Source organism: Rhodococcus sp. UNC363MFTsu5.1 (assembly GCF_000686785.1).
GTDB lineage: Bacteria > Actinomycetota > Actinomycetes > Mycobacteriales > Mycobacteriaceae > Rhodococcus_G > Rhodococcus_G maanshanensis.
This window is the reverse complement of the sequence record NZ_JMLO01000035.1, coordinates 33,683-59,321: the sequence shown is the minus strand read 5'-3', so window position 1 is coordinate 59,321 and position 25,639 is coordinate 33,683. Positions and strand designations below refer to the sequence as shown.

Genomic DNA, 25,639 nt, shown 5'->3' with positions numbered 1-25,639 from the left:
GTCGTCCCACTCGGTGATGTCCTCGCGGCCGACGCCCTCGTACTCCTGGATCGCGACGTGCCCCTCGAAGATGTTCTTGAAGTACGTCGGGAACGAGTAGTGCACGTAGAAGAAGTGCGCCATGTCGACGACGTTGTCGATGATCTCGCGGCAGTTGGTGTCGATGACGATCGACTTCCACACCCAGTCGGTCCACTCCGTGCCCTCGGGGCACATCTGCGGGATCGTCACGTCGGCGGGCGGCGGGTTGCCCTCCGGGTCGTTCCACACGAACAGCAGCTCGTCCTGCTCCATGGTCTGCCAGGTGCGGGTGCGGGCCAACGGCGGAACCCGGCGGGCGTAGGGGATGCCGGTGCACTTGCCGTTGCCGCCCCACCGCCAGTCGTGGAACGGGCAGGCGATCGAGTCGCCCTTGACGGTGCCCTGGCTCAGATCGCCGCCCATGTGCCTGCAGTAGGCATCGAGGATCTTGATGGCACCGTTGCTGTCGGCGAACACCACGAGCTTGGTCCCGAACGCCTCCACCGAGTGCGGCTTGCCGTCCCGGAACTCCTCAACCAACCCGAGGCAGTGCCAGCCACGCGCGAAGCGAGCGGGCGGCGCACCCTTGTCGATGATGCGAACCTCGTCGGTGATCTCGGTGTCCACGTTGGTCATGAAGCGTCTCCTCGTTCAGCGGCCGGGCTGGGCCGCGGTGATGCCGATCACAGCTCTTCTCAATCTCCTTGCACTAGAACGTGTTCTCCAGGACTGTTCCCACCCAGCGGGCGGTTACCCGTTTCGACCGCGATCACATGGGTTCAGTCCCTCGTGAGGATTGAGCGCACGAAGAAGCCGAGATTCGCCGGCCGTTCCGCGAGCCGGCGCATGAAGTAGCCGTACCACTGGCCGCCGTACGGCAGATAGACCCGCATCTGAGCGCCGAGCCCGGCAAGGCGGAGCTGTTCGCCGTCCCTGATCCCGTAGAGCATCTGGTGTTCGAAGTCCGTCGCACCCCGCCCCGACCCCGCCGCCATCGAGTCCGCCTCCGTGATGATCGCGGGGTCGTGGGACGCCACCATCGGGTAGCCGGCGCCCTCCATCAGCACCCGCAGGCAGCGCAGGTAGGACGCGTCCACCTCCGCCTTGGCCTGGAAAGCGACCGATTCCGGTTCCCGGTAGGCGCCCTTGCACAGCCGGATCCGCGAACCGGCGTCTGCTAGTTCGCGGCAGTCCGCCTCGGCACGACGCAGGTACGACTGCAGCACAGCGCCCAGCCACGGGTAGTCGGCCCGCAGTTCGCGGACGATCGACAGGGTCGAGTCGGTGGTGGTGTGATCCTCGGCGTCGACGGTGATCCAGACCCCGGCACGCTCCGCCGCGGCGCAGAGCGTCCGCGCGTTCGCCAGCGCGATCTCGCGGCCGTCGACCGGCAGCGCCTGCCCCAGCGCGGACAGCTTCACCGACACCTCGAGTGGGCGCACACCGCCGGGCACCTTCGCCTCCGGCAGCTCAGCGAGGTCGGCGAGCAGGGCCAGGTATTCAGTGACTGCGGCCTGCGCCGTGGCCTCGTCGGTGGTGTCCTCCCCCAGGTGGTCGATGCTGATCAGCCTGCCGGTGTCGAGGATCGCGCGCGCGGCGGTCAAGGCCTCCGCTCTGGTCTCCCCCGCGATGAACCGGGTGACGATGGATCGGGTCACCGGCGCCTTGGTGATCGCCGCCTTGAGCGTCGTCGATCGCGCGGCGGCCAGGATCGCGGGTCGCAGCGGGTTCTCGAACACCTGCGCCACCACGGCTACTCTTCCGGCTCCATGTGCGGGTAGCGGTGGTCCGTCGGCGGGACGAAGGTCTCCTTGATGGTCCGGGCGGAGGTCCAGCGCAGCAGGTTGATCGGCGAGCCGGCCTTGTCGTTGGTGCCCGAGGCGCGGGCCCCGCCGAAGGGTTGCTGTCCGACAACGGCACCGGTCGGTTTGTCGTTGACGTAGAAGTTGCCCGCCGCGAATCGCAGTGCCGCGGCCGCCTTGTCGACCGCGACCCGGTCGTCTGCGATGATCGACCCGGTGAGCGCGTAGGGGGCGGTCGAGTCCACCACCGCCAGCAGGTCCTCGAAGGCTCCCGGCTTGTCGTCGTCGTAGACGTGTACCGACAGGATCGGTCCGAAGTACTCGGTGGCGAAGGACTCGTCGCGCGGGTCCTCGGCGAGCAGCACCGTCGGCCGGACGAAGTACCCCTCGCTGTCGTCGTATTTCCCACCGACGGCGATCTGGACGCCTGCGGCGTCGCGCGCCCGCTCGATCGCGGCGACGTTCTTGTCGTAGGCCGCGCGGTCGATGAGGGCCCCGCCGAAGTTCGACAGATCGGTCACGTCGCCATAGGTGAGCTGATCGACCTGGGCCAGGAAGGCCTCTCCCATCCTGTGCCACACCGACTTCGGGACGTAGGCGCGGGAGGCGGCCGAGCACTTCTGGCCCTGGTACTCGAAGGCGCCGCGCACCAGCGCGGTGCTCAGCACCTCGGGATTCGCCGAGGCATGCGCGACCACGAAGTCCTTGCCGCCGGTTTCGCCGACCAGCCGTGGGTAACCGCGATACGAATCGATGTTGGCCCCCACCTCCCGCCAGAGATGCTGGAAGGTCCTGGTGGAGCCGGTGAAGTGGATACCGGCCAGGCGCGGATCACCCAGCGCCACATCGGAAACCGCGGCGCCCGAGCCGGTGACGAGGTTGATGACCCCCGGCGGCAGCCCGGCCTCCTCGAGCAGTTTCATGGTCCAGTACGCGGCGACGGTCTGCGTGGTCGACGGTTTCCAGACGACGGTGTTGCCCATCAGCGCGGGCGCGGTCGGCAGGTTGCCCGCGATGGCGGAGAAATTGAACGGCGTGATCGCGTAGACGAATCCCTCGAGCGGCCGGTATTCGAGCCGGTTCCACACCCCAGGACCGGAGACCGGCTGGTCGGCCAGGATCTGCCGGGCGAAGTGCACGTTGAACCGCCAGAAGTCGATCAGCTCGCACGGCGCATCGATCTCGGCCTGCTGGACCGACTTGGACTGACCGAGCATGGTCGCGGCGGCCAGCGTCTCTCGCCATGGACCGGAGAGCAGGTCCGCGGCCCGCAGCAGCACGGCGGCCCGGTCGTCGAAGGACAGGGCCCGCCAGCCGGGCGCGGCGGCGATCGCGGCCTCGATGGCCGCGTCCGCGTCCTCGTGGGTGGCGGTGGTGAGAGTCCCCAGCACGGCCGAATGCCGATGCGGTTGAACGACGTCCACCCGCTCACCCGAGCCCTGCCGGTGCACGCCGCCGATCACGTGCGGCAGCTCGACCGGCTCCGAGGCCAGCGCGGCGAGCTTGGCGGTGAGCAGCAGCCGCTCGCGGCTGCCCGGGGCGTACGAGTACACCGGTTCGTTGCTGGGCGAGGGAACCCGAGTGACCGCGTCCATGCTGCCTCCTGCCCCGAGGGGACGTTGCAGGGGCGGTACCCCGGCAACGAGGAACTCCGCCCCCAGGCTAGCGCCGTGGCAGGGTCCCCGGCCAGGTAACAGCGATCAGGCTGCGAGCCGTGCGGCGGCGGCCGCGATCCGCTCGTCCGTCGCGGTGAGCGCGATCCGCACGTGCCGCCTGCTGCCGGGACCGTAGAAGTCGCCGGGCGCGACCAGGATGCCCCGGTCCGCGAACCAGTCCACCGTGTCCCGGCAGGCCTCCTCGCGGGTGGCCCACAGGTACAGGCCGGCCTCGGAGTTGTCGACGGTGAACCCAGCGGAGCGGACGGCGGGCAGCAACACCTCGCGGCGCGCGCGGTACCGCTCGCGCTGCTCGTTCTCGTGCGCGTCGTCGTTCAGCGCCGCGGTCATCGCGGCCTGCACGGGGAACGGCATGATCATCCCGGCGTGCTTGCGCACCTCCAGCAACTCCGCGACCAGGGCGGCATCGCCGGTGATGAAGCCGGCCCGGTAGCTGGCCAGATTCGAGGTCTTCGACAACGAGTGCACCGCCAGCAGACCGGTGTGGTCGCCGTCGCAGACGCGGGGGTCGAGGATCGAGTACGCCTCGGCCTCCCAGGTCAGGCCCAGGTAGCACTCGTCGGATACGACGATCGCGCCGCGCTGTCGTGCGAAGTCGACGACCTTGCGCAAGTGGTCGATGCCGAGCACCTTGCCGGTCGGGTTCGACGGCGAATTGATGAAGATCAGCGACGGGCTCTCGGGGCCGAGCCGCATGGTGCCGTCGGCGCGCAGCACCCTGGCACCGGCGAGCAGCGCGCCGACCTCATAGGTGGGGTATGCGACCTCGGGGATGACGACCAGGTCATCGGCGCCGAGCCCGAGCAGCCGCGGCAGCCAGGCGATCGCCTCCTTGGTGCCGAGCGCGGGGAGCACGGCCGCCGGATCGAGCCCGGTGACCCCGTACCGCCGGGCCAGCGCACCGACCGCGGCCGCGCGCAGCTCGGGGGTGCCGTGCGTGGTCGGGTATCCCGGCACCTCCGACACGGAGGCCAGCGCCTCGCGGATCAGCGGGTCCACCGGATCGACCGGCGTGCCGACCGAGAGGTTGACGATCCCGTCGGGATGGGACTCGGCCTTGGCCTTGGCTCCTGCCAACGAGTCCCACGGGAAGTCGGGCAAACCCGCGGACACGGGGACCCGGGTGCGGGCGGTCACGGCGGTACCGAGCAACTCAGTGCTCGCCCATCGGCGGCAGCGCCTTGATGAACGGCGGGTCGTAGTCGACCTTGCCGAGCTTGGCGGCACCACCGGGCGATCCGAGGTCGACGAAGAAATCGACATTCGCGCTGACGTAGGCGTTCCACTGATCGGGCACGTCGTCTTCGTAGAAGATCGCCTCGACGGGGCAGACGGGCTCGCAGGCGCCGCAGTCCACGCACTCATCGGGGTGGATGTAGAGCATGCGGCCACCCTCGTAGATACAGTCGACAGGGCATTCCTCGATGCACGCCTTGTCGAGAACATCCACGCACGGTTCAGCAATCGTGTAGGGCACTGCTGCTCTCCCTGCCTTTCGTAAAGACCATTACGCCGGGCGAACCCCCATGTCCGCCCAGGAGTTACCAGTATCTCCTCCCCGGGCCGGGCACACCCGCTTAGGGTGCCCTGACCGTCGGATTCGGTGCGAAACCGGGGAGCTCTCACAGACTACTGGGCAGCGGGCCGCAGCACCGGGTCGAAAGTCAGACGCTCGAGAGGCCCTGCACGCCCGATCGGCCCGCCGCCGTCCGCACCGTGTGGCCGTCGATCCAGCGCTGACCCTGCGCTGCCGCCCTTGCGAGGGCGCCCCGCTCACCGAAGTAGTCCGCCACCGCGCCGACCAGCGGCAGCTTCCCGATGGTCCGATAGGGCTGGCCCGGCTTCGGACGCTTCCCCAGCTCACCGGGGATCGCCCGCAGCATCCGGGAGGTGGTCCACATCGCGCCGAGCAGGGCGAACGGCCGCCAGGACGACCCGGCCTCGGGCGGCGTCGCATCCGGGTGCGCGAGCAGCGTCCTGGCGTCGGTCTGCCTGCGACAGAGCACCGAGGCGAGCAGATCCACCTGGGCGCTGCGATCGGTGACGCCGAGCTCCCTGGCGACCGCGACCAGCACCAGCGTCTGATTCGCGAACGCCAGCAGGTCCTGGATCGGCAGCCGCCGGGCCAGCGGACCGAACACGCCGGGAAACGCCACCGCGATGGTGTTCAGCGCGCCGAGGCGGGTCACCCACCACCGGGCGCGGCGCTCGTCGCTCGCCCGCTCCCAGGCGGCGGTGCCGGGCACCTCGGCGACATCGAGCAGCCAGGCCGCCGCGTCGAGCGCCTTCTCGAGAAGCGAGCGCTGCTCGGCGGTCGGCGTGAACGTACGAGCCTTGATCCGCAGCGGATCGGTGCTCATCAGGTCGAGCACCGGGTTGATCCCCCAGGCCGCGCGGTCGAGCACCGCGACGACCCTGCCGTCTCCGATCGGATCCTTCTCGCTCATGCCACTCCCACCCTTTCGGCATATCCCGTCGTGCGCTGACGGGCCGGGCGTCCGATCCCCTCGGCGATCGCCCGCAGCTCCGCCACCGTCATCTCCGATCCGTGCTGCGAACCGGCCATCCGCGAGATGGTCTCCTCCATCAAGGTGCCGCCCAGGTCGTTGGCGCCGCCCTGGAGCATCGCCTGGGTCCCCGCGACCCCGAGCTTGACCCAGCTGGTCTGGATGTTGTGGATCCGCCCGTGCAGCATGATCCGCGCCAGCGCGTGCGCGGCCCGGTTGTCCCGCTGGGTCGGCCCCGGCCGCGACGCGCCTGCCAGGTACAGCGGGGAACTCTGGTGCACGAACGGCAGCAGCACGAACTCGGTGAATCCGCCGGTACGGTCCTGGATTCCGCGCAGCACGTTGAGGTGCCCCACCCAGTGGTGCGGCTGATCGACGTGCCCGTACATCATCGTCGAGCTGGACCGCAGGCCCACCTCGTGCGCGGTGGTGACCACGTCGACCCAGGTGCTCGTCGGCAGCTTGCCCTTGGTGAGCACCCAGCGCACCTCGTCGTCGAGGATCTCCGCCGCGGTGCCGGGGATCGAGTCCAGGCCCGCGGCGCGCAGGTCGGTGAGCCAGTCCCGCACGCTCTGGCCACCGCGGGAGGCGCCGTTGACGATCTCCATCGGGCTGAAGGCGTGGACGTGCATCGACGGCACCCGTGCCTTGACCGCGCGCACCAGGTCCGCGTAGCCGGTGACGGGCAGCTCGGGATCGATGCCGCCCTGCATGCAGACCTCGGTGGCCCCGGCGACGTGCGCCTCCCAGGCCCGGTCCGCCACCTCGGCCGTCGACAGGGTGAACGCGTCGGCGTCGCCCTTGCGCTGCGCGAAGGCGCAGAACCGGCAGCCGGTGTAGCAGATGTTGGTGAAGTTGATGTTCCGGTTCACCACGTAGGTGACGTCGTCTCCCACGGCGTCGCGGCGTAGGGCGTCGGCCAACGCGACCATCGCCTCGAGGCCCTCGCCTTCGGCGGTGGCCAGGGCCCGGTACTCGTCGTCGGTGCAGGCACCGGGGTCGCGCTCGGCGCTGCGCAGCGCCGCCAGCACCTCGGAGTCGAGCCGCACGGGCGCGCCCTGGTTGGACAGTTCGAGGACCTGCTCGCGGACCGAGTCCCAGTCGCCGAACGCGCTGCCGAGGTCGCTGCGGGTCTCGGTGTTGCGGCCCTCGGTGTCGATCGCGGTGTTCAGGTCGACACGCCCCGCCGACTCCCACGCCTCGTCCGGTTCCTGCCAGGGCAGACCGGTCGGCCGGGTGTCCGGCCTGGCCAGCCCGGTCACCGGGTCCGCGAGGGCCTGCACGTGCGCGGAGATCCGGGGGTCGATCCACGGCGAGCCGGCGAGCACGTACGGCGGCTGCGCGGCCGTCCGCTCGATGAGCGTGTAACCCGCCTCCGCGGTGATCGCGGCCAGCGTGTCGAGGTTCGGCCACGGCCGCTCCGGGTTGACGTGATCAGGGGTGAGCGGCGAGACCCCGCCCCAGTCGTCGACGCCCGCGGCGATCAGGGCGAGGCACTCGTCCGCGGACACCAGGTTCGGCGGTGACTGGATCCGCATGCCGGGACCGAGCAGCAACCGGGCGACGGCGATGGTGGCCCGGAACTCCTCGATGCCCGCGTCCGGCGCGTCGCGCATCGCGGTGTCGTCCTTGGCAAGGAAGTTCTGGATGATGACTTCCTGGACGTGACCGAATGCCTTGTGGGACTTGCGGATCGCGAGAATGGACTCGGCGCGTTCGGCCACCGTCTCGCCGATGCCCACCAGGATGCCGGTGGTGAACGGAACCGAGAGCCTGCCCGCGTCGGTGAGGGTGCGCAGCCGCACGGCCGGATCCTTGTCGGGGCTGCCGTAGTGGCATTCGCCCTTCTCGGTGAACAGCCGGGTCGAGGTGGTCTCGAGCATCATCCCCATCGACGGCGCCACCGGCTTGAGCCGCGAGATCTCCTCCCAGCTCATCACGCCCGGATTCAGGTGCGGCAGCAGCCCGGTCTCCTCGAGGACCCGGATCGCCATCGCCCGCACGTAGTCGAGCGTGGAGTCGTAGCCGCGCGAGTCGAGCCATTCCTGCGCCTCGGGCCAGCGGTCCTCCGGCCGGTCACCCAGGGTGAACAGCGCCTCCTTGCAGCCGAGCTCCGCGCCGCGCCGGGCGATGTCGAGCACCTCGTCCGGGTCGAGGAACATCCCGTGCCCCTCGGCCCGCAACTTCCCCGGCACCGTGACGAAGGTGCAGTAGTGGCACTTGTCCCGGCACAGCCGGGTCAGCGGGATGAAGACCTTCCGCGAATAGCTGACCGTCAACGGCCGGCCCGCCGCCTCCAGCCCCGCGTCCCGAACCCGCGCGGCGGAGGCGGTCAGGTCGTCGAGATCGGCGCCGCGCGCGTGCAGCAGCACCGTCGCCTCGTCGACGTTGAGGGTGGCGCCGTCGCGGGCGCGGCGCAGCGCCCGGCGCATCGCGGACGGCGACGGGGCCGCCAACCCGTCCGGCGGAGCCGGGGCACCCGCCTTCGCGGATCCCGACGGCATCGCGGGATCGGGCAGCATCGCGGGCGTGATCGAGGGGGCGTCGTCAGGGCTCACGCGTTCGATCATGCGCCATCACCCGTGGGACCTGCCAGGGGGAGGCCTCCGGTCGCGGCGTGCGCGCTCGATCACTCGTGCGGATACTCGTCCTCGTCCGGCACGACGCGCGCCTGTTCGGCCGCGTCCGCGTCGTTGACCTCGAGCGAGCCGGCGGCCGATTTCTGCGCGGACTCGTCGTTGGTTTCGGCGTCGTCCGGTCCACCCACCGGTGTCTCCTGCTCCACCCGGTCGGCCTCGGGGACCTCGGGTTCGGAGGCGGGATCGAATCGGTCCATGGTCGTTCCTTCCCTCGCTCTCTCAGGCTAACCCTCCTGCGGACCCGCGGGAGGGGGCCACATCCACCGAAACCGGCGGATGATCACGCGGTGACGGCACCGGATCGGGCAGGCTGGAGAGGTGAGCACTCCCCCGCCCCCCGTCGTCACCATGGCCGACCCCCAGTGGCGACCCAGCACCCGCGCCCCGCAGTTGTGGGCGATCAACGCCGCACTGATGTGGATCCCGGTCTTCATCGCGCAGATCGTCTGGGGATTCGTCGACGGGCGCTGGACCACGTGGCCGCACATCGCCGTGTTCGTCGTCTGCCTCGCGGTCGCGCTGACGCATGTCCTGGTCGTCCCGCAGTGGCGCTACCGCGTGCACCGCTGGGAGATCAGCGCCGACGCGGTGTACACGAAGACCGGATGGTTCACCCAGGAGCGCCGCATCGCCCCCATCTCCAGGGTGCAGACGGTCGACACCGAGCGCGGACCGATCGACCGGATGCTCGGCCTCGCCACCGTCACCGTCACCACCGCCTCGTCCGCGGGCGCGGTCACCATCACCGCGCTCGACCGCGAGGTCGCGGACCGGACGGTCGCGCAGCTCACCGAGATCGCGGGCCGCAACGTCGGGGATGCGACGTGAGCTCGCCTGGGCATCCGGCCCCGCCGGACTACGCGACGCAGTACCCCGCGCCGGGCACAGCCCCGCCGGAGGCCTCAGGCGCCGCCGCGTTGGCGGCCGAGCAGGAACAGCCGTGGCTGCGGCTCGACAAGCGAATGCTGCTCGTGCATCCGGTCGACGAGGTCGTCAAACTGCTCCCGGTGCTGCTGATCTCACTGGTCGTCGGCACCCAGAGCGGCAACCACACGTTCGGTCTGATCGTCGTCGCCGTCCTGGTGGCCTACGCGTTGCTGCGCTGGTTCACCACCAGCTACCGGATCGGCCCGGTCCACGTACAGCTGCGCACCGGGGTGTTCCAGAAGAACCTGCTCTCGGTGCCGCGCAACCGGATCCGGTCGGTAGACGTGGAATCCGGTGTGCTGCACAGGTTCCTGGGACTGTCCGTCGTCCGGATCGGCACCGGGCAGCAGTCCGGGCACGGCGACTCCAAGAGGTTCGAGCTCAACGCGCTCGATTCCGCCCTCGTCCCCGCGCTGCGCGCGGCCCTGCTGGCCGGACACCGGGCACCGGCGGCCGCCGACGCCGAGACGGCGCAGGTGGGAGCGGCCGCGGGCGCGCCGAACCGGGAAACGGAGATCGCGCACTGGACCGCCGCCTGGGTCCGCTACGCACCGTTCTCCGTCACCGGGGTGCTGACGGTGGCCGCGGCGATCGGCCTCGCCTTCCAATACGGGCTCGGCAAACGGATCGCCGACTCCTCGACCGTGACCAGGGGGGTGGACTCGCTGCAGCACCTCGGCATCGCGGCCGCCGTCGCGCTCGCGCTGGTCGTGCTCCTGGTCGTGGCGAGCGGGCTCGCCTGCGTGCGCTACCTCATCGCGTTCGGCAACCTCCTGGTCACCGACAACGGCAAGGTGCTGCACGTCAGCCACGGCCTGCTCAAGACCAGGCAGACCACCCTGGACCGGGCCCGGCTGCGCGGCACCTCGCTGCGCGAGCCGCTGCTGCTGCGGGCCGCTGGTGGTGCGCACCTCGACGCGATCATGACCGGGATCAGCGCAGGGAAGGGACAGTCCACCCTGCTGATGCCGCAGTCGCCGCGGGCCGAGGCCGAGCGGGTGGCGGCCGTGGTCCTCGGCGGCGCCCACTCCCCCGTGCCGCTCACCCAACACGGCCCCGCGGCCAGGCGCCGCCGGTACACCCGGGCGCTGATCCCGGTGGCGACGCTCGGCGCCGCGGCCGCGGTCGCGTCCGCGCTCGGCGTGACGCTGCGGTGGCCGCTGTGGGCCGGGCTCGCGGCCCTTGCCGTTGCCGCCACCGCGCTGGCCTGGGACCGCTATCGGGGCCTCGGCCACGCCACGCCGCCCGGATGGCTCATCACCCGCAGCGGCTCGCTTGACCGCAGCCGGGCCAGCCTCGAGGCCGACGGCATCATCGGATGGACCGTGCGGCAGACCTACTTCCAGCGGCGTGCCGGGGTCGCCACCGTGGTGGCGGCCACCCCGGCCGGTGCAGGCCACTACGAGGTGCTCGACCTGCCCGCCGACCGCGCCTGGGCCCTGATCGAGACGGTGACCCCTGGCGCAGGCGACATCTGGAGCCGCACCGACTGATCCCCAACCCCTCATCGACGCACGGAGGACACCGATGCACGACGATCGCGAAATCGTGGAGGAGCGGCTGCGGCGGTTCGTCGATCAGCGGCTCGGCGCGGCGCTCTACCGGGACACCGCGCCTGCCGAGCTCAGCGCGTGGCAGGTGCCGGGCGAGCCGGTGCCGGTGGCGGAGGCACTGCGGCAGGAGTTCGCACCCATCGCGATCGGGACCCGCTGGGGCAGGCCGTGGGGGACGATGTGGCTGCACGTGACCGGACGCGTGCCGGAGCGCTGGCTCGCGGACCTCGGCGACGGCGTCGTGGTGGAGCTGGTGGTCGATCCCGGATTCACCGGCGGCCCCGGTTTCAACGCCGAGGCGCTCGCCTACCGCCCCGACGGCACCGTCGTCAAGGCGATCTCCCCGTTCAACACCTACCTTCCCGTGGATCCGCACCGACCGGTCGACCTCTATCTCGAGCTGGCCGCGAATCCCGATGTGGCACGGAGTTTCGGCTTCCAGCCCACCCCGCTCGGTGACCTGGGCACCGCGGGCGAGGATCCGATCTACCAGCTCCGCCAGGTCGACTTCGCGCTCCGCGACCGCACGGTGTGGGAGCTGACGCAGGACATCGCGGCGCTCAGCGGCCTGATGCACGCGCTGCCGTTCGACCTGCCGCGCAGGCACGAGATCCTGCGCGCCCTCGAGCGGATGCTCGACACCGTCGACCCGGAGGACATCGCAGGCACCGCCGCCGCCGGACGCAAGCAATTGCGCGAGGTGCTCTCGCGACCTGCCTATGCCAGCGCACACAACCTGGTCGCGGTCGGGCACGCGCACATCGACTCGGCCTGGCTGTGGCCGGTGCGCGAGACCGTCAGGAAGTGCGCCCGCACCTTCGCCAATGTCGTTGCGCTGATGGATGATCACCCGGACTTCCGGTTCGCCTGCTCGTCCGCGCAGCAGCTCGCCTGGGTCAGGGACGGCTACCCGGAGCTGTTCGAGCGGATCCGGGACAAGGTTGCGGCGGGCCAGTTCATCCCGGTCGGCGGCATGTGGGTGGAGGCCGACACCAACATGCCCGGCGGCGAGGCGATGGCGCGGCAGTTCGTGGCGGGCAAGCGGTTCTTCCTCGACGAGTTCGGCGTCGACACCCCCGAGGTCTGGCTGCCCGATTCGTTCGGCTACTCCGCCGCGCTGCCCCAGTTGGTGCGCCTGTCGGGGTCGCGGTACTTCCTCACCCAGAAGATCTCATGGAACAAGACGAACCGGATGCCGCACCACACCTTTCGGTGGGAGGGCATCGACGGCACCCAGGTCTTCACCCACTTCCCTCCGGTCGACAAGTACAACTCGGACCTGTCCGGCCACGACCTCGGTCACGCCCAGCGCAACTACCGGGAGCAGGGCGCGGGCACCGTGTCCCTTGTCCCGTTCGGGTGGGGCGACGGTGGTGGCGGACCGACCCGCGAGATGCTGGCCGCGGCCGAGCGCACCCGCTCGCTCGAGGGCTCACCCACCGTGACACTGGACTCGCCCGCGAACTTCTTCCGCCGGGCCGAGGCCGAGTACCCCTGTCCACCCGTGTGGTCCGGTGAGCTGTACCTGGAGCTGCACCGCGGGACCTACACCTCGCAGGCCAGGACCAAGCAGGGCAACCGGCGCAGCGAACACCTCCTGCGCGAGGCCGAACTGTGGGCGACCACGGCCGCTGTGCGGGCCGGGGCGCGCTACCCGTACGACGAACTCGAGCGGCTCTGGCATCTGGTGCTGCTGCAGCAGTTCCACGACATCCTGCCCGGCAGCTCGATCGCGTGGGTGCACCGCGACGCCGAGCGCAACTACGCCGCCGTCGCCGCGGGCCTGGAGGAGATCATCGCCGATGCGGCGCGGGCACTGACCGGAGAGGGCTCGGCGACACTCACCCTCAACGCGGGCCCCCTCGCTCGCGACGGCGTGCCCGCACTTGGCATCGCGACGGCCGACCCCGACACCCGGCCCACCCGGATCACCCAGCGCGGCAAGGGCTTCGTCCTCGACAACGGCCTGGTCCGGGCCACGATCAACGGCGACGGACTGGTCACGTCGCTGACCGATGCCGACACCGGCCGAGAGGCCATCGCGCCGGGTGCGGTCGGCAACCTGCTGCAGCTGCACCGGGACGTGCCGAACCAGTGGGATGCCTGGGACATCGACGAGTTCTACCGCCGCACGGTGACCGACCTGCGCGACGCCGACTCCGTCGATCGTGACGGCGACGCCGTGGTGGTGCGCAGGTCGTTCGGCGATTCGACGATCGTGCAACGGCTCGAGCTCGCCCCCGGCGCCCGTGCGCTGGAGATCAGCAACGAGATCGACTGGCACGAGCGGCAGAAGCTGCTCAAGCTGGCCTTCCCGTTCGACGTGCATGCCGATCGCAGCGCCGCGGAGACACAGTTCGGCCACGTCTTCCGTCCGACGCACTCCAACACCTCCTGGGACTTCGCGAAGTTCGAGATCTGTGCGCAGCGCTGGGTGCACGTCGGCGAGCCCGGGTACGGCGTCGCGGTGGCCAACGACTCCACCTACGGCCACGACATCGCACGCTCCGCCCGGCCGGACGGCGGCAGCACCACCACCGTGCGCCTGTCTCTGTTGCGCGCGCCGCTGTACCCGGACCCGACCTCCGATCAGGGCACGCACACGCTGCGGGTCTCCGTCCGTCCGGGTGCCACGATCGGCGATGCGGTCACCGAGGGCTATCGGATCAACCTCCCGCCGCGCACGATCACGGGTGGCGCGCCGGTCGAACCGCTCCTGCGGGTGTCGAATCCAGCGGTGGTGGTGGAGGCCGTCAAGCTCGCCGAGGACCGCAGCGGCGACGTCGTGGTCCGGCTGTACGAATCCACCGGTGCCAGGTCGACCGCGCGGATCGACCTCGACCTCCCGCACTCGGGCGTCGATTTCGTGGACCTGCTCGAGCGACCGGTCGACGCCCCCACCGGCGTCGCCCTCGACGGCGACGCGATCACCGTGACGTTGCGGCCGTTCCAGGTGCTGACGTTGCGGGTGCACGCGGCATCGGACTGACCGAACGGGGCATTCTGCTGCGCCGCCCCCCGCTGAGGTGTTACAGATGACGGCTGCACTGTTTCGCACTTCCCGGACCCAGCCTCAGGAGTTACTCACGTGAACGACCGGCTCCGCGCGGTCGCGACGAGCGTCGCGACCGTCGCACTGTTCGCCCTCACCACCGCGATCCTCCCGCCGGCCACCGCGTCAGCCCAGTCCTCTGTGACCGGTTCTGCCGGGGCGCCCGAACAGGGCACACTCGCCGGCGTGAACGACTGGGAATGCGAGCCGTCGCCGCAGCACCCTCGACCGGTCGTGCTGGTGCACGGTACCGGGAGGAGCATGCAGGAAAGCTGGGGCAACGCGGAGAACCCGAATGACCAGGGCCCGCTGATCAAGCCACTGAAGGCCGACGGGTACTGCGTCTTTGCGCTGAACTATGGCTTCGCCCCCTCCCTCTTCCTCGGCCCGATACCCATCCCGGCGGACCGGGACTGGTGGGGACACGCAGCGATCGAGGACGCAGCGGTCGAACTGGATGGGTTCATCGAGAAGGTTCGTGCGGAAACCGGCTCCGCGCAGGTCGACGTCGTCGGGCACTCGCAGGGCGCCACGGTGACCCGGCAGTACCTCCGGTTCGCCGGCGGCGCGGACCAGGAGAACCCCGCGAACAACAAGGTTCACACCCTTGCCATGCTCGCACCGTCGACCCACGGAACGAGCTACCGCGGCCAGTACCCGACCGTCGACGCGGCCAGGGCAGCGGGTGCCTCGAAGTCCTCGCAGCAGCAGATCATCGGATCGGAGTTCCTGGCCAGGCTCAACGCCGGACAGGAGACCTTCCCGGGGATCGACTACACCGTCATCGCGTCCAGAACCGACAGGACCATCACCCCGTACACAGGGTCGTTCCTCAATGCCGCCCCCGGAACATCCGTCCAGAACATGTACGTACAGGACGAGTGCCAGAACCAGGACCTCTTCCTCGGGCACTCTCGAAAGAGTTTTGATACCGGCCCGAACCCCCAGGCGGGGCTCCTCGAACACTCAGCTCCGATCTTCCTCGCCCGCAAGGCCCTCGACCCGACGCTCGCCGGCACCATCCCCTGCTCCGGGTAGATCCGAACTCCGCGCCAACCGCGCGGGTACCGTCGGATCTGTGGAAGCCCATGCCACGCTCGCCGAGATGGACGGCGAGCTTGTCGAGTGCCGGCTGTGCCCACGCCTGGTCGAGTGGCGCGAGCGCGTGGCCGTCGAGAAGCGTGCCGCCTTCCGCGACGAGACGTACTGGGGCAGGCCCGTTCCCGGCTTCGGACCGGATGACGCGGCACTACTGATCGTCGGCCTCGCCCCCGCCGCACACGGCGGGAACCGGACCGGCCGCATGTTCACCGGCGACCGCAGCGGGGACGTGCTGTACGCGGCGCTGCACGCGGTCGGCTTGGCGAACCAGGCCACGGCCACCCGCATCGGCGACGGCCTGACCCTGCGCGGGACCCGGGTCACTGCACCGGTGCACTGTGCGCCCCCGGACAACAAACCGACCCCCGCCGAGCGGGACACCTGCAGGCGCTGGATCGACGAGGAACTGCGGCTGCTCGCCCCAACCCTGCGGGCGGTGGTGGTGCTCGGCGGATTCGGTTGGCAGGCACTATTGCCCGCGCTGGCCGACACCGGGTGGCCGATCCCGCGGCCGCGGCCGAAGTTCGGGCACGGCGCACACGTCGTGCTCCCCGCACCCGGTAACGGGCACGATCTGCACCTGTTCGGCTGCTTTCACGTCAGCCAGCAGAACACCTTCACCGGTCGGCTCACCCCGGCGATGGTCGAGGCGGTGCTGTCCGACGCCGGTCGGGCGGCGGGATTGCTGCCGCAGGAGTAGCTAGGAGCCCACGCTTCCCAGCGCACCCTCGAGGCTGCCCGTGCCCGTCCCCCCATCGGGGGTACCGGCCCAGCCGTCGGGGACGTGCCCGATGCGCACCCGCTGCGGGTGATCACCCACGGGCACGGTCGCCACCTTCTGGCCGGTCGCGAAGTCGATCGCGCTCACCGAGTCGTTGGCGCTCTCGGAGATGATGCAGTGCGTGCCGTCGCCGTTGACCGTGGCCCAGTACGGCTTTCCGGCCGGGACGGTCGGGGTCTCCTGCAACGTGGCCGTGTCGACAACGGTCACGTAGTCGTCCATCGTCCCGGCGATGCACAGCTTGCGGCCGTCCGGGCTGATCGACATGCCGTGGTGGCGGGAGTCGTTGACCCAGGTGGTCCGATCCGGATTGGTGTTCGGGTTCTTCGGCAGTTCCTTGATCCGGGTGATCGTGTCCGAGGCGATGTCGTACTCGACGAAGCCGTTGAAGAAGGACACCTGGAAGTACAGCTTGCTCTCGTCCGGGGCGAACGCGACGGGCCGTACCGAGTCCGAGAGGTCATTCCGACCGAAGGCGTCCAGCCGATCCCGCATGTCGATCACCTTCACCGTCTGGAAGGTCTGGGCATCGACGACGGTGATCCGGCGATCGCCCTTGGTCGAGTCCTGCGAGGGAGCGTCCAGCGGGGTGTTCACCTCGCCGATGGCCATGTTCCACAGGTACCGGCCGCCGTCGGTGAAGACGTTCTCGTGCGGCTTGTCCCCCGTCCTGAACGACCCGACCTGCGCGCCGGTGTGGATGTCGAGCACGTGCACCGTGTTGCTGGTCGACGCGGAGACCGCGACCCGGCCGCCGTCCGGCGAGACGGCCATGTGGTCTGCTCGGAAACCGGATACCGGGAAGCGCCAGTTGACCTTTCCGCTGACCAGGTCGATCGAGACGACGTCGGCGAAGCTTGGCCGGGACGCGACGACCGCGGACCCGTCCGGGGTGGTGTACATGTCGTCGACGAACTGGTCGTGCCCCTCGCCAGCGGTCTCGCGGATCCCGAGGAAGAAGCCCAGCTTGATCGGGTTCAGGTAGATCTCCCGCAGCCGCTCCTCCTTGTCCGGGATGATGTTGACCCGACCGAGTTTGGCGTAGCCGCCGGTCGACTCGATGACGTCGGCGGTACCTTCCCAGTTGTTCCCGACAAACAGGACCTCGTCGAGGCCCGCCGGCTGTGGGACGGCGCCGGCCACGCCGGTGCCCAGCAGAGTTGCGGCGACCGCGGCCGCCATCGTCGCTGCGGCACAACCCATCCGACGGACACCGATCAACGGGCTCGAAGCCTCGGTCACTTGTCTGCTCCACTCGTCGCACTGCCGCGGTCGAGGCACGCTAACAGTCCGTCCGGCACTCCGACCGGCGATTGGCGAATCGAACCGCCGCCGAGCGCGCTAGGCCCGCCTTGCGGAGTTGCCGCGCGCGACGGCCTCCTCGGAGGCGAACCTCAGCAAGAGCAGCCCGGCGGGGACCACCGCGAAGCCGAGCAGCACCAGGGTCAGCGGGCTCGCCAGCAACAGTGCGTCCCCGCCGGGACCGCCGAACATGCACAGCACGAAGCCGAGAAACCAGCCGACCAGCGGAAGCGCCGCCATCGATGCCCGGTCGGTCACGGTACGGGCCCCGAGCACCAGCAACACGTTGACGACGCCCGCGACGAGCGCGCTGATCGGAAACGGCACCGAACCCAGGTAGGTGGGCAGGAACAGCACGGCCAGCACGGCCGTGAGCGCGCCGTCGAACATCAGCAGACCGAGAATTGCCGAGTCGAGGATGCGACGCCCGGTCGGTGCGGGGCTGGTGCCGGAAGTCATGGCACCAATCGTAGGCCGGGGGCTTCAGCCCACCGGCGGGTAGCCAAGGAGCGTGAGGAGGTGGCTCTGCATGTCGACGAAGTTGTACAGCGCGTTCATGTACATCTCGTGATGCTCCTCCGCGTGGGGGCGCAGCGAATCCACGAATGCCACGATCGCGTTCTGAACACTCCAGTTGTACATCGACACCCTTCCGTCAGCCCGACCCGGCTATGACCCATGTCACAGTCTAGTCGGATGAGTGCCGGCCGCCACAGCCGACCCCTCGCCCCGGGGGTACCCGAACCCGTCAGTGGTGGAACCCGGACCGCGCCTCGTCGGACGGTGTGCCCCCGGCCAGCCGCGCCAGCGATCGGCGGATGTCCTCGGCGAGCAGGGAGATCACGTCGCGGGAGATCCCGTGCCGGACCAGGACCCGCTGGATGACGGTCTCCTGACGGTTCGCGGGCAACGGGTACGAGGGCACCTGCCAGCCGCGCCTGCGCAGTTCGTCGCTGAGGTCGTACAGCGAGAAGCCCGCGGTCGCCGGGTCGGTCAGGGTGTAGGACACCGCGGGCAACCCGCCGGTCCCGTCATAGAGCAAGGTGAACGGCCCCATCGTCTTGATCTCCTCGGCGAGGGCCTGGGCGATCTCGGCACAGGTCTGCTGGATCATCCGGTAGCCCTCGCGGCCGAGGCGAAGCAGCAGGTAGTACTGGGCGACGATCTCGCCGCCCGGCCGGGAGAAGTTGAGTGCAAAGGTCGGCATGTCGCCGCCGAGATAACTCACCCGGAACACCAGGTCCTCTGGCAGCAGGTCCGCCGACCGCCACACCACCCAGCCGACCCCGAGCGGGGCCAGCCCGTATTTGTGACCGGAGGTGTTGATGGAGGCCACTCGCGGGATCCGGAAGTCCCACACCAACTCCGGCTGCACGAACGGGGCGATGAACCCCCCGCTGGCCGCGTCGACGTGGACGGGCACGTCCAGCCCGGTGTCCGCCATGATCGCGTCCAGCTCCGCCGCGATCTCTTCGACCGGCTCGTAGTCGCAGGTGTACGTGACGCCCAGGATCGCGACGACACCGATGGTGTTCTCGTCGACGTACTCCCGCAGCTGGTGCGGACGTATCCCCGTCGCGCCCGGCTCGAGCGGGACCTGCCGCAACTCCACGTCGAAATACCGGGCGAACTTGTCCCAGCAGATCTGCACCGGCCCGCACACCAGGTTCGGGCGGTCCGTTGGCTTGCCCTCCGCCTGCCGCCGCTGGCGCCAGCGCCACTTGAGGGCCAGCCCGCCGAGCATGGCGGCCTCGCTCGATCCGGTCGTGGAACACCCCATGGTGTCGCGTCCGGCCGGCGAGTTCCACAGGTCCGCCAGCATGTGCACGCACCGGGACTCGATCTCCGCGGTCTGCGGATACTCGTCCTTGTCGATCATGTTCTTGTCGAGGCAGTCGTTCATCAGCCGGTGGACCTCGTCCTCTGACCAGGTCGAACAGAACGTCGCGAGGTTCTGCGAGGAGTTGCCGTCCAGCTGGAGTTCGCCGTGGATCAGCGCGTAGGCGATCCGTGGGTCCGACGGTCCGTCCGGCATCTGGTACTTCGGCAGCACTTCTCGGCTGAGCGGCGTCGAGTAGATGTCTTGGACGTCCCCGCCCCTGTCGGTGACCCTGTGCAACGCCATCGGGCTCATCCCTCCGTGATCGGCGAAATCGACACTCGATCTGCAAACACGTGCGAAAGAACTCAGGAACGACTGATGAAGCACCCCGAGGGTAACCCGGATCGGGTCACCCCGTGGGCCGGACGCGAAGCTCCGGGATCACGCTCTCTAGAAAGCGATGCCGGAGAACAGGTCCCGTTCGCGACCGTCGGCGTCGGCCTCGCCGCGGACGCCGCGCGCCAGGACGTAGTGCTCCTCGACCAGGATCGGCTGCGTGACATTGTTCGACAGCGCGTACTCCGAGCCGGTCCCCGACACGGTCACCTGCGTCGCGTGCGCGGCCAGTGCGGCCCGCTTGGCATCGAGCACCGCCCGCACGTCCACCGCGGCGGTCACCGTCTCGTCGGGCACACAGGGCAACTCCCCCGGCTCCGGCATCCGCCACGACGACGGGATCTCGGTGATGCACTCGATCCCCTGCGACAGCGAGTTCGCCTCGGTGACAGTCCAATACACCTTCGCCGGCGCCCATGGCGTGCCCGCGTCGGGGTATGCGTCTGTGCCCGCGACCGTGGCCGCGGCCATCGTGAAGCGGTGCGCCTGGATGTGATCGGGATGGCCGTAGCCGCCCTCCGGGTCGTAGCAGACCACCACGTGCGGACGAACCTCCCGGATCACCGCGACGAGGGCCTCGATCGCCTCCTCGGGGTCGGCGTTCACGAAGGCGCGCGGGTTGGCGGCGGACGGAGTGCCGATCATCCCGGAGTCCCGCCAGCGTCCCGCCCCGCCGAGGAACCTGGGGCCGTCGACACCCAGCCTCGCGAGCGCCTCGGTCAGCTCGAGGATGCGGTAGCCGCCCAGCTGATCGGCCCGGTCGGCGACGAGGCCTGCCCACCGCTCACCGATCACCTCGCCCTCCTCGCCGAGCGTGCAGGTCAGCACGGTCACCCGCGCGCCCTCGGCGGCGTACCGCGCGATGGTGCCCCCTGTGGTGAGGGTCTCGTCGTCGGGATGGGCGTGTACCAGCAGCAGTCGACGGTCGCTCACTGCGGGCTCCTCGACCAGCCGGCGGCGTCGGCGAAGATGCCGACCTGGATCGCGCCGGTCAGCGAGACGCCCTGGACGCCCGGCCCGGCCGCGACCACGGTCGTGTCCTGCAGGACGGGCAGTACGGCAGCGAGATCCCACAGCTTCGGCTCGGCCTGCGCGATCACGTGCCCGACGTCCGCGGTCCCGCGAAGCGCCTCGTCGATGCCCACCTGCAGGGCGGGATCGCAGAGCCCCGACAGGTTGCTCGGGGCAAGCGGATCGGGCACGACGTCGGGCTCGGCGTCCGTCGACTCGGCGGTGCCGGAGGGAGCCGGGGCAGGCACCGCAGGCGGCGGGCAGGCGAACCGGGAGGCCATCGAGGTCGCCGGATCGGAGCCGGCGCGCACCCAGCCGACCACGGCGTCGATCTCGCCCTCGACGAGCGACTTGCCGTACAGCTCGTCCGGACGCATCGTCGTCACCGTGGCATCCACCCCGGCGCCGCGCAGCTGGTCGGCAGCGGTGTTCGCGACGGCGATGGCCGAGTCGTCGCCCTCCGGTGCGCCGATCACCAGGGCCAGCTGTTCGCCGTCCTTCGTGATCGTGGACTGTGCCGTCCCGCCAGGGCCGTCGACGGACGCGTGAACCCAGCCCGCCTCGGCGAGCAAGCCGAGCGCCTGCTCGCGGCTCGGCGCGGGCGGGGCGGTCGGGACGTAGCCCGGATCGGACGGCGCCAGCACCTGGGCCCGGGCAGGCGTCGCGTTCGCGCCGGTAGGGGTACCGACGGAGGCCAGCAGGTCGGGGCTGAGCAGCCCCATCAGGCCGCGGCGCAGCCGCTGGTCGGCGAGCGCGGGCACCCTGCCGTTCATGGTCAGCTCCAGCACCCGGGGCGCGGGGGTGACGGCGGCGCGTACCGAGGGGATGGCGGCCAACTGCGCCTGCAGGGGGCCGTTGCCCCGAACCTGCGCGACCTGGGCGTCACCGGACCGCATCGAGTCCGCCAACTGCGCGGACGAACCACCGCGACGCATGAGGATCTGGTCGGGGGTCGCGGGCTTACCCCAGAACCGGTCGTTGCGCTCGAGCAGGATCTCGTCGCGGCCGCGGTCGATGGACTTGATGTGGAAGTCGGCGCCGGAGACGGGGATGTTCTCTGCCAGTCCCCGGGTGAACCCGCCCGGGGAGTCCTTCACCAGGTGCGAGGGGAGCAGGTCCGTGAACAGCTCCCGCCAGGCCGGATACGGCGAGCTCATCGTCACGGTGACGGTCTTGCCGCCGCCCGAGGAGCCGACGTCGGTGATGAGGCCGTAGCCTGCCGGGTCGACGACCCCTGGCTGGCTGATCATCTGCCGCCACAGGTAGCGGAAGTCCTCGGCGGCGATCGGCGCACTGTCGGACCACTGCGCCTCGTTGCGGAGCTGGTACGTGACGGTGAACGGATTCTGGGAGGTGACGTCCGCGGAGATCAGCAGGGACTCGTCGGGGAGCCAGTCCGTGCCTCCGGGCCGGGTCGGGCTGGGCACGGGACGGAAGGCGCTCGGCAGCACCATCGAGCTGACCGCCGAGGTGACCGGGGATTGGTCGGAGACAAGGTGCGGATTGAAGCCGAGGCCCAACTCGTCGATCGCGACCACGACGGTGTTCTTGGTCGGCACCGTCGTCGTCGGCTTGGGACTGTCGGTGCTCTCCACCGGGGGCGGCGGGTTCGCGGTGCAGCCCGCCAGCACGAGGCCGGCGACGAGGACTGTCGCAATCGGCAGGATCTGTCGGAATCTTCGCCCGGCTGGTCCCGCTTCGTGCACTGGCTGTCCCTTTCGAATTGCGGCTGCGCCGCCTGTGCGCGCGTCTCACCCCGATCGGGGTGAGACGCGCGCACAGTGCGCGAAGCGCAACTTTACAGCGCGGCCTTGTCGCGGGACTTCGCGCGCGAACGCTCGCGGGCGCGGTCGGTCTGCGACAGGTGCACCTTGCGCACGCGGATCGCCTCCGGGGTCACCTCGACGCACTCGTCGCCTGCACAGAACTCCATCGCGCTCTCGAGGGTCAGCTCGATCGGCTTCGCGAGGGTCTCCGTGACGTCGGCCGTCGCGGAGCGCATGTTGGTGAGCTTCTTCTCCTTGGTGACGTTGATGTCGAGGTCCTCGGCACGCGGGTTGATGCCGACGACCATTCCCTCGTAGGTGTCCGCGCCCGGATCGACGAAGAACGTGCCGCGGTCCGACAGCTGGATCATCGCGAACGGGGTGACCGAACCGGTCCGGTCGGAGACCAGCGAGCCGGTGTGGCGGGCGCGGATCTCGCCTGCCCACGGGGCGTATCCGTGCGAGACGGCGTTGGCGATGCCGGTGCCGCGGGTCTCGGTGAGGAAGTCGGTGCGGAAACCGATCAGGCCACGCGACGGGACGATGAACTCCATACGGACCCAGCCGGTGCCGTGGTTGGTCATCTGGACCATCTTGCCCTTGCGGTTCGCCAGCAGCTGGGTGATCGCGCCGAGGTGCTCCTCAGGGGTGTCGATGGTCAGTTCCTCGAACGGCTCGTGCACCTTGCCGTCGACCTGACGCGTGACCACCTGCGGCTTGCCGACGGTGAGCTCGAAGCCCTCGCGGCGCATCTGCTCGACGAGGATGGCCAGCGCCAGCTCGCCGCGGCCCTGCACCTCCCACGCGTCCGGGCGTCCGATGTCGAGGACGCGCAGCGACACGTTGCCGATCAGCTCGGAGTCCAGGCGGGACTTGACCATGCGCGCGGTCAGCTTGTGGCCCTTCACCCGTCCGACGAGCGGCGAGGTATTGGTGCCGATGACCACGGAGATCGCGGGCTCGTCGACGGTGATGGTCGGCAGCGCGACCGGGTTCTCGGTGTCGGCGAGGGTGTCGCCGATCATGATCTCCGGGATACCCGCGACGGCGACGATGTCACCGGCGGTCGCGCTCTCGCCGGGCTCACGGGTGACGCCGACGGTCTTGAGCAGCTCGGTGATCTTGACGTTCTTGACGCCGTCGGCGTGCATCCACGTGACGGTCTGGCCCTTGCGCAGCTCGCCGTTGTGGATGCGGACCAGCGCGAGGCGGCCGAGGAAGTCGGAGGCGTCGAGGTTGGTGACGTGAGCCTGCAGGGGCGCCGAGGCGTCACCCTTCGGGGCCGGGACGTGCTCCATCAGCACGTCGAAGAGGACGCTGAGGTTCTCGGCGTCGGGAGCCTGACCGTTCTCCGGCTGGTTCAGCGATGCCTTGCCCTCGCGACCCGACGCGTACAGGACCGGCAGGTCCAGCAGGGCCTCGGCGGCCTGGGCGGCCTCGTCGTCGAGGTCGGACGCCAGGTCGAGGAGCAGGTCCTGGGACTCGGCCACGACCTCCTCGATGCGGGCGTCGGGACGGTCGGTCTTGTTCACCACGATGATGACCGGCAGCGATGCGGCGAGCGCCTTGCGCAGCACGAAGCGGGTCTGCGGCAGCGGGCCCTCGGACGCGTCGACCAGCAGCACGACGCCGTCGACCATGGACAGGCCGCGCTCGACCTCGCCACCGAAGTCGGCGTGGCCGGGGGTGTCGATCACGTTGATGATGGTGACGGAACCGTCCTCGTTGTGCTTATGCACGGCGGTGTTCTTCGCGAGGATGGTGATGCCCTTTTCGCGCTCCAGGTCACCGGAGTCCATCACGCGGTCGACCAGTTCGGCACGCTCGGCGAATGCGCCGGACTGCCGGAGCATGGCGTCGACGAGGGTGGTCTTGCCATGGTCGACGTGTGCGACGATGGCAACATTGCGGAAGGTGGTGCTGGGCACGCTGCGGTCTCCTGGCTGGCTTGATTCAGCCACGCGAAACCTAGGCTCGCACGGCTCGGGCGGCCGCGTCGCGAATGCGAATCCATCAGCACAGGACGGCCTGTGCAGGCATTGCGGCCAGCTAGATACTACCCGTCCTCGGCAATTCCGCCGAAAACGAGTTGTTAATCACCCTGGATCTGCTAGTCGGCGAACCACCCGGACGGACTCAGCGAGCCGCCGACCCTCGGGGCGTAGTGGTCGAAGAAGACCTTCGACGTCAGCTCCCTCCTGCTGGACACCCCGGCCTTGTCGAACACCACCTTGAGGTGGTCCTGGACCGTGTACGGCGACAGGTGCAGCGACTTGGCGATCTCGGCCGTTGTCGCGCCGCGCAGCACCCCGTCGACCACATCCCGCTCGCGCGCGGTGAGCCCGAACCCGGCGACCACGAGGGGCACCACCTCGGGGGCGCCGGACACCTCGATGGTGACCACGACCTGCGTCGGGGTGTCGCCGCGACCGCTGAGCGGGGACGCATGCACGGTGAGCCACCGGCCCGCCCGCGACCGCACCCGCACGCTCGGCACCACCCCGAGCCGGCCCGCTCCCAGCGCACGCGCGGTCGCGACGATCGCGAGCACCGGCTGGGGCAACTCCCCCCAGGCGCTGCCGCCGAGTTCCTCGATCCGCCTCTCCGCCGCCACCGTCGCCTGACTGACGGCGTTAGTGTGATCGAACGTCAGCACCGCGGGGCCGTCCGCCGAGTCGCGCAGCTCAGGGCGCTGGGTGGCACCGACGAGCAGGCCAGCCCGCACCCCGAGCGCGAGCATCCCGGACAGCCCGTCGATGAAGTCCGCCTCCGCCGGGCTGAAACCGCTGCCACCGGAGCGCCGATAGATCGCGAGGCCACCCCAGATGTCGCCGCCCGTCTTCAGCGTCACCCGCATCTCGTGTCCGAGGCCGAACACCGGCTCGAACAGGTCGCGGAATCGTGAGCTCCTGCGCGGGTCGCCCCCGGTCTCCTCGTGCAGGATGCTCACGCCGACGTCGCGGCGGGCCAGGTCGGAGAAGAGGCTGACGTCGTCCTCCACGTACTCGTGGTGTGCGAACGCCGCCTCACACGGGTCGTCCAGACCGCGCTTCACCGAGCCGGTGACCATCGCCGTCGCCGGATCGATGGTGCCGAAGCACGCGGAGTCGAACGGCACCGCCTTGGTGAGCAACTCGAGTGCGTTCTCGCCGAACTCACCCCACGACAGTCCCGCACGGGACAACGCGTCGAGCCGGGTGCGGACGGTCTCCGCGCGCATGGTCGCCATGGAAGGAAATTCTGCGCCGCCGAACGTGCAGGGGGGAACCCCAGAATTCTGGGG

21 protein-coding genes are annotated in these 25,639 nt (G+C 70.0%); 5 read left to right on the top strand and 16 right to left on the bottom strand.

Features of this window, described 5'->3' with window-relative positions; translation table 11 throughout:
• The 8 genes from BR31_RS0122710 to BR31_RS0122675 form a co-directional block, all read right to left on the bottom strand.
• Positions 1 to 657, bottom strand: a 657-nt coding sequence (locus BR31_RS0122710) for a 3-ketosteroid-9-alpha-monooxygenase, oxygenase component (protein ID WP_037177854.1), incomplete at its 3' end; no start/stop codon positions are given.
• Positions 658 to 800: 143 nt separating this feature from the next.
• Positions 801 to 1,769, bottom strand: a complete 969-nt coding sequence (locus tag BR31_RS0122705) for a proline dehydrogenase family protein (RefSeq protein ID WP_231496672.1) — start codon at positions 1,767 to 1,769, stop codon at positions 801 to 803.
• A gap of 5 nt (positions 1,770 to 1,774) precedes the next feature.
• A complete protein-coding gene (gene pruA, locus BR31_RS0122700; RefSeq protein ID WP_027502987.1) occupies positions 1,775 to 3,418 on the bottom strand; it encodes an L-glutamate gamma-semialdehyde dehydrogenase in 1,644 nt (547 codons plus the stop codon).
• Positions 3,419 to 3,523: 105 nt separating this feature from the next.
• A complete protein-coding gene (dapC, locus tag BR31_RS0122695) occupies positions 3,524 to 4,612 on the bottom strand; it encodes a succinyldiaminopimelate transaminase (RefSeq protein WP_027502986.1) in 1,089 nt (362 codons plus the stop codon).
• Between the two features lie 40 nt (positions 4,613 to 4,652).
• The gene (gene fdxA, locus BR31_RS0122690; protein ID WP_027502985.1) at positions 4,653 to 4,976 is read right to left on the bottom strand and encodes a ferredoxin; all 324 of its coding nucleotides are present in this window, start codon (positions 4,974 to 4,976) and stop codon (positions 4,653 to 4,655) included.
• Positions 4,977 to 5,163: 187 nt separating this feature from the next.
• On the bottom strand, positions 5,164 to 5,946 hold the full coding sequence (locus tag BR31_RS0122685; RefSeq protein WP_027502984.1) for a hypothetical protein: 783 nt from the start codon (positions 5,944 to 5,946) through the stop codon (positions 5,164 to 5,166).
• The gene (locus BR31_RS0122680) at positions 5,943 to 8,510 is read right to left on the bottom strand and encodes a bifunctional FO biosynthesis protein CofGH (RefSeq protein ID WP_051637671.1); all 2,568 of its coding nucleotides are present in this window, start codon (positions 8,508 to 8,510) and stop codon (positions 5,943 to 5,945) included. Before BR31_RS0122680 ends, BR31_RS0122685 begins: the two co-directional genes overlap by 4 nt.
• Before the next feature lie 125 nt (positions 8,511 to 8,635).
• Entirely contained in the window at positions 8,636 to 8,842 is a 207-nt protein-coding gene (locus BR31_RS0122675) for a hypothetical protein (protein ID WP_027502982.1), read from the bottom strand.
• Between the two features lie 151 nt (positions 8,843 to 8,993).
• On the opposite strand from BR31_RS0122675, the gene BR31_RS0122670 reads away from it, so the two are divergent.
• The 5 genes from BR31_RS0122670 (at position 8,994) to BR31_RS0122650 (ending at position 15,978) form a co-directional block, all read left to right on the top strand.
• Positions 8,994 to 9,473, top strand: coding sequence for a PH domain-containing protein (locus BR31_RS0122670; protein WP_037177850.1), 480 nt, complete (start codon positions 8,994 to 8,996; stop codon positions 9,471 to 9,473).
• 134 nt (positions 9,474 to 9,607) lie between these two features.
• Positions 9,608 to 11,065 carry a PH domain-containing protein gene (locus BR31_RS29770; protein WP_081830642.1) on the top strand — a complete coding sequence of 486 codons (1,458 nt, stop codon included), beginning with the start codon at positions 9,608 to 9,610 and terminating at the stop codon, positions 11,063 to 11,065.
• Positions 11,066 to 11,099: 34 nt separating this feature from the next.
• Positions 11,100 to 14,114 (top strand): alpha-mannosidase, encoded by a 3,015-nt coding sequence (locus BR31_RS0122660; RefSeq protein WP_027502980.1) that lies wholly within the window; start codon positions 11,100 to 11,102, stop codon positions 14,112 to 14,114.
• 99 nt (positions 14,115 to 14,213) lie between these two features.
• Positions 14,214 to 15,215: an esterase/lipase family protein gene (locus BR31_RS29765; RefSeq protein ID WP_051637668.1), complete on the top strand. Its 1,002-nt coding sequence runs from the start codon at positions 14,214 to 14,216 to the stop codon at positions 15,213 to 15,215.
• Positions 15,216 to 15,282: 67 nt separating this feature from the next.
• Positions 15,283 to 15,978, top strand: a complete 696-nt coding sequence (locus tag BR31_RS0122650; RefSeq protein WP_051637670.1) for a uracil-DNA glycosylase — start codon at positions 15,283 to 15,285, stop codon at positions 15,976 to 15,978.
• Here the strand turns inward: BR31_RS0122650 and BR31_RS29760 are convergent, their stop codons facing one another.
• From BR31_RS29760 to BR31_RS0122610, 8 genes are all read right to left on the bottom strand, one after another.
• Positions 15,979 to 17,301 (bottom strand): YncE family protein, encoded by a 1,323-nt coding sequence (locus tag BR31_RS29760; protein ID WP_231496670.1) that lies wholly within the window; start codon positions 17,299 to 17,301, stop codon positions 15,979 to 15,981.
• A 99-nt stretch (positions 17,302 to 17,400) separates the two neighbouring features.
• Positions 17,401 to 17,820 (bottom strand): hypothetical protein, encoded by a 420-nt coding sequence (locus tag BR31_RS0122640; RefSeq protein WP_027502978.1) that lies wholly within the window; start codon positions 17,818 to 17,820, stop codon positions 17,401 to 17,403.
• 24 nt (positions 17,821 to 17,844) lie between these two features.
• The gene (locus BR31_RS31980; RefSeq protein WP_197023690.1) at positions 17,845 to 18,003 is read right to left on the bottom strand and encodes a hypothetical protein; all 159 of its coding nucleotides are present in this window, start codon (positions 18,001 to 18,003) and stop codon (positions 17,845 to 17,847) included.
• A gap of 106 nt (positions 18,004 to 18,109) precedes the next feature.
• The gene (locus tag BR31_RS0122630) at positions 18,110 to 19,486 is read right to left on the bottom strand and encodes a glutamate decarboxylase (protein WP_027502977.1); all 1,377 of its coding nucleotides are present in this window, start codon (positions 19,484 to 19,486) and stop codon (positions 18,110 to 18,112) included.
• Positions 19,487 to 19,633: 147 nt separating this feature from the next.
• Positions 19,634 to 20,512, bottom strand: coding sequence for an N-acetyl-1-D-myo-inositol-2-amino-2-deoxy-alpha-D-glucopyranoside deacetylase (gene mshB, locus BR31_RS0122625; RefSeq protein ID WP_027502976.1), 879 nt, complete (start codon positions 20,510 to 20,512; stop codon positions 19,634 to 19,636).
• Positions 20,509 to 22,296, bottom strand: coding sequence for an ABC transporter family substrate-binding protein (locus BR31_RS0122620; protein WP_051637666.1), 1,788 nt, complete (start codon positions 22,294 to 22,296; stop codon positions 20,509 to 20,511). The genes mshB and BR31_RS0122620 overlap by 4 nt, the downstream gene beginning before the upstream one ends.
• A gap of 92 nt (positions 22,297 to 22,388) precedes the next feature.
• A complete protein-coding gene (gene typA, locus BR31_RS0122615; protein ID WP_027502974.1) occupies positions 22,389 to 24,284 on the bottom strand; it encodes a translational GTPase TypA in 1,896 nt (631 codons plus the stop codon).
• 182 nt (positions 24,285 to 24,466) lie between these two features.
• Positions 24,467 to 25,585: a LuxR C-terminal-related transcriptional regulator gene (locus tag BR31_RS0122610; RefSeq protein ID WP_027502973.1), complete on the bottom strand. Its 1,119-nt coding sequence runs from the start codon at positions 25,583 to 25,585 to the stop codon at positions 24,467 to 24,469.
• Positions 25,586 to 25,639 lie beyond the last annotated feature (54 nt).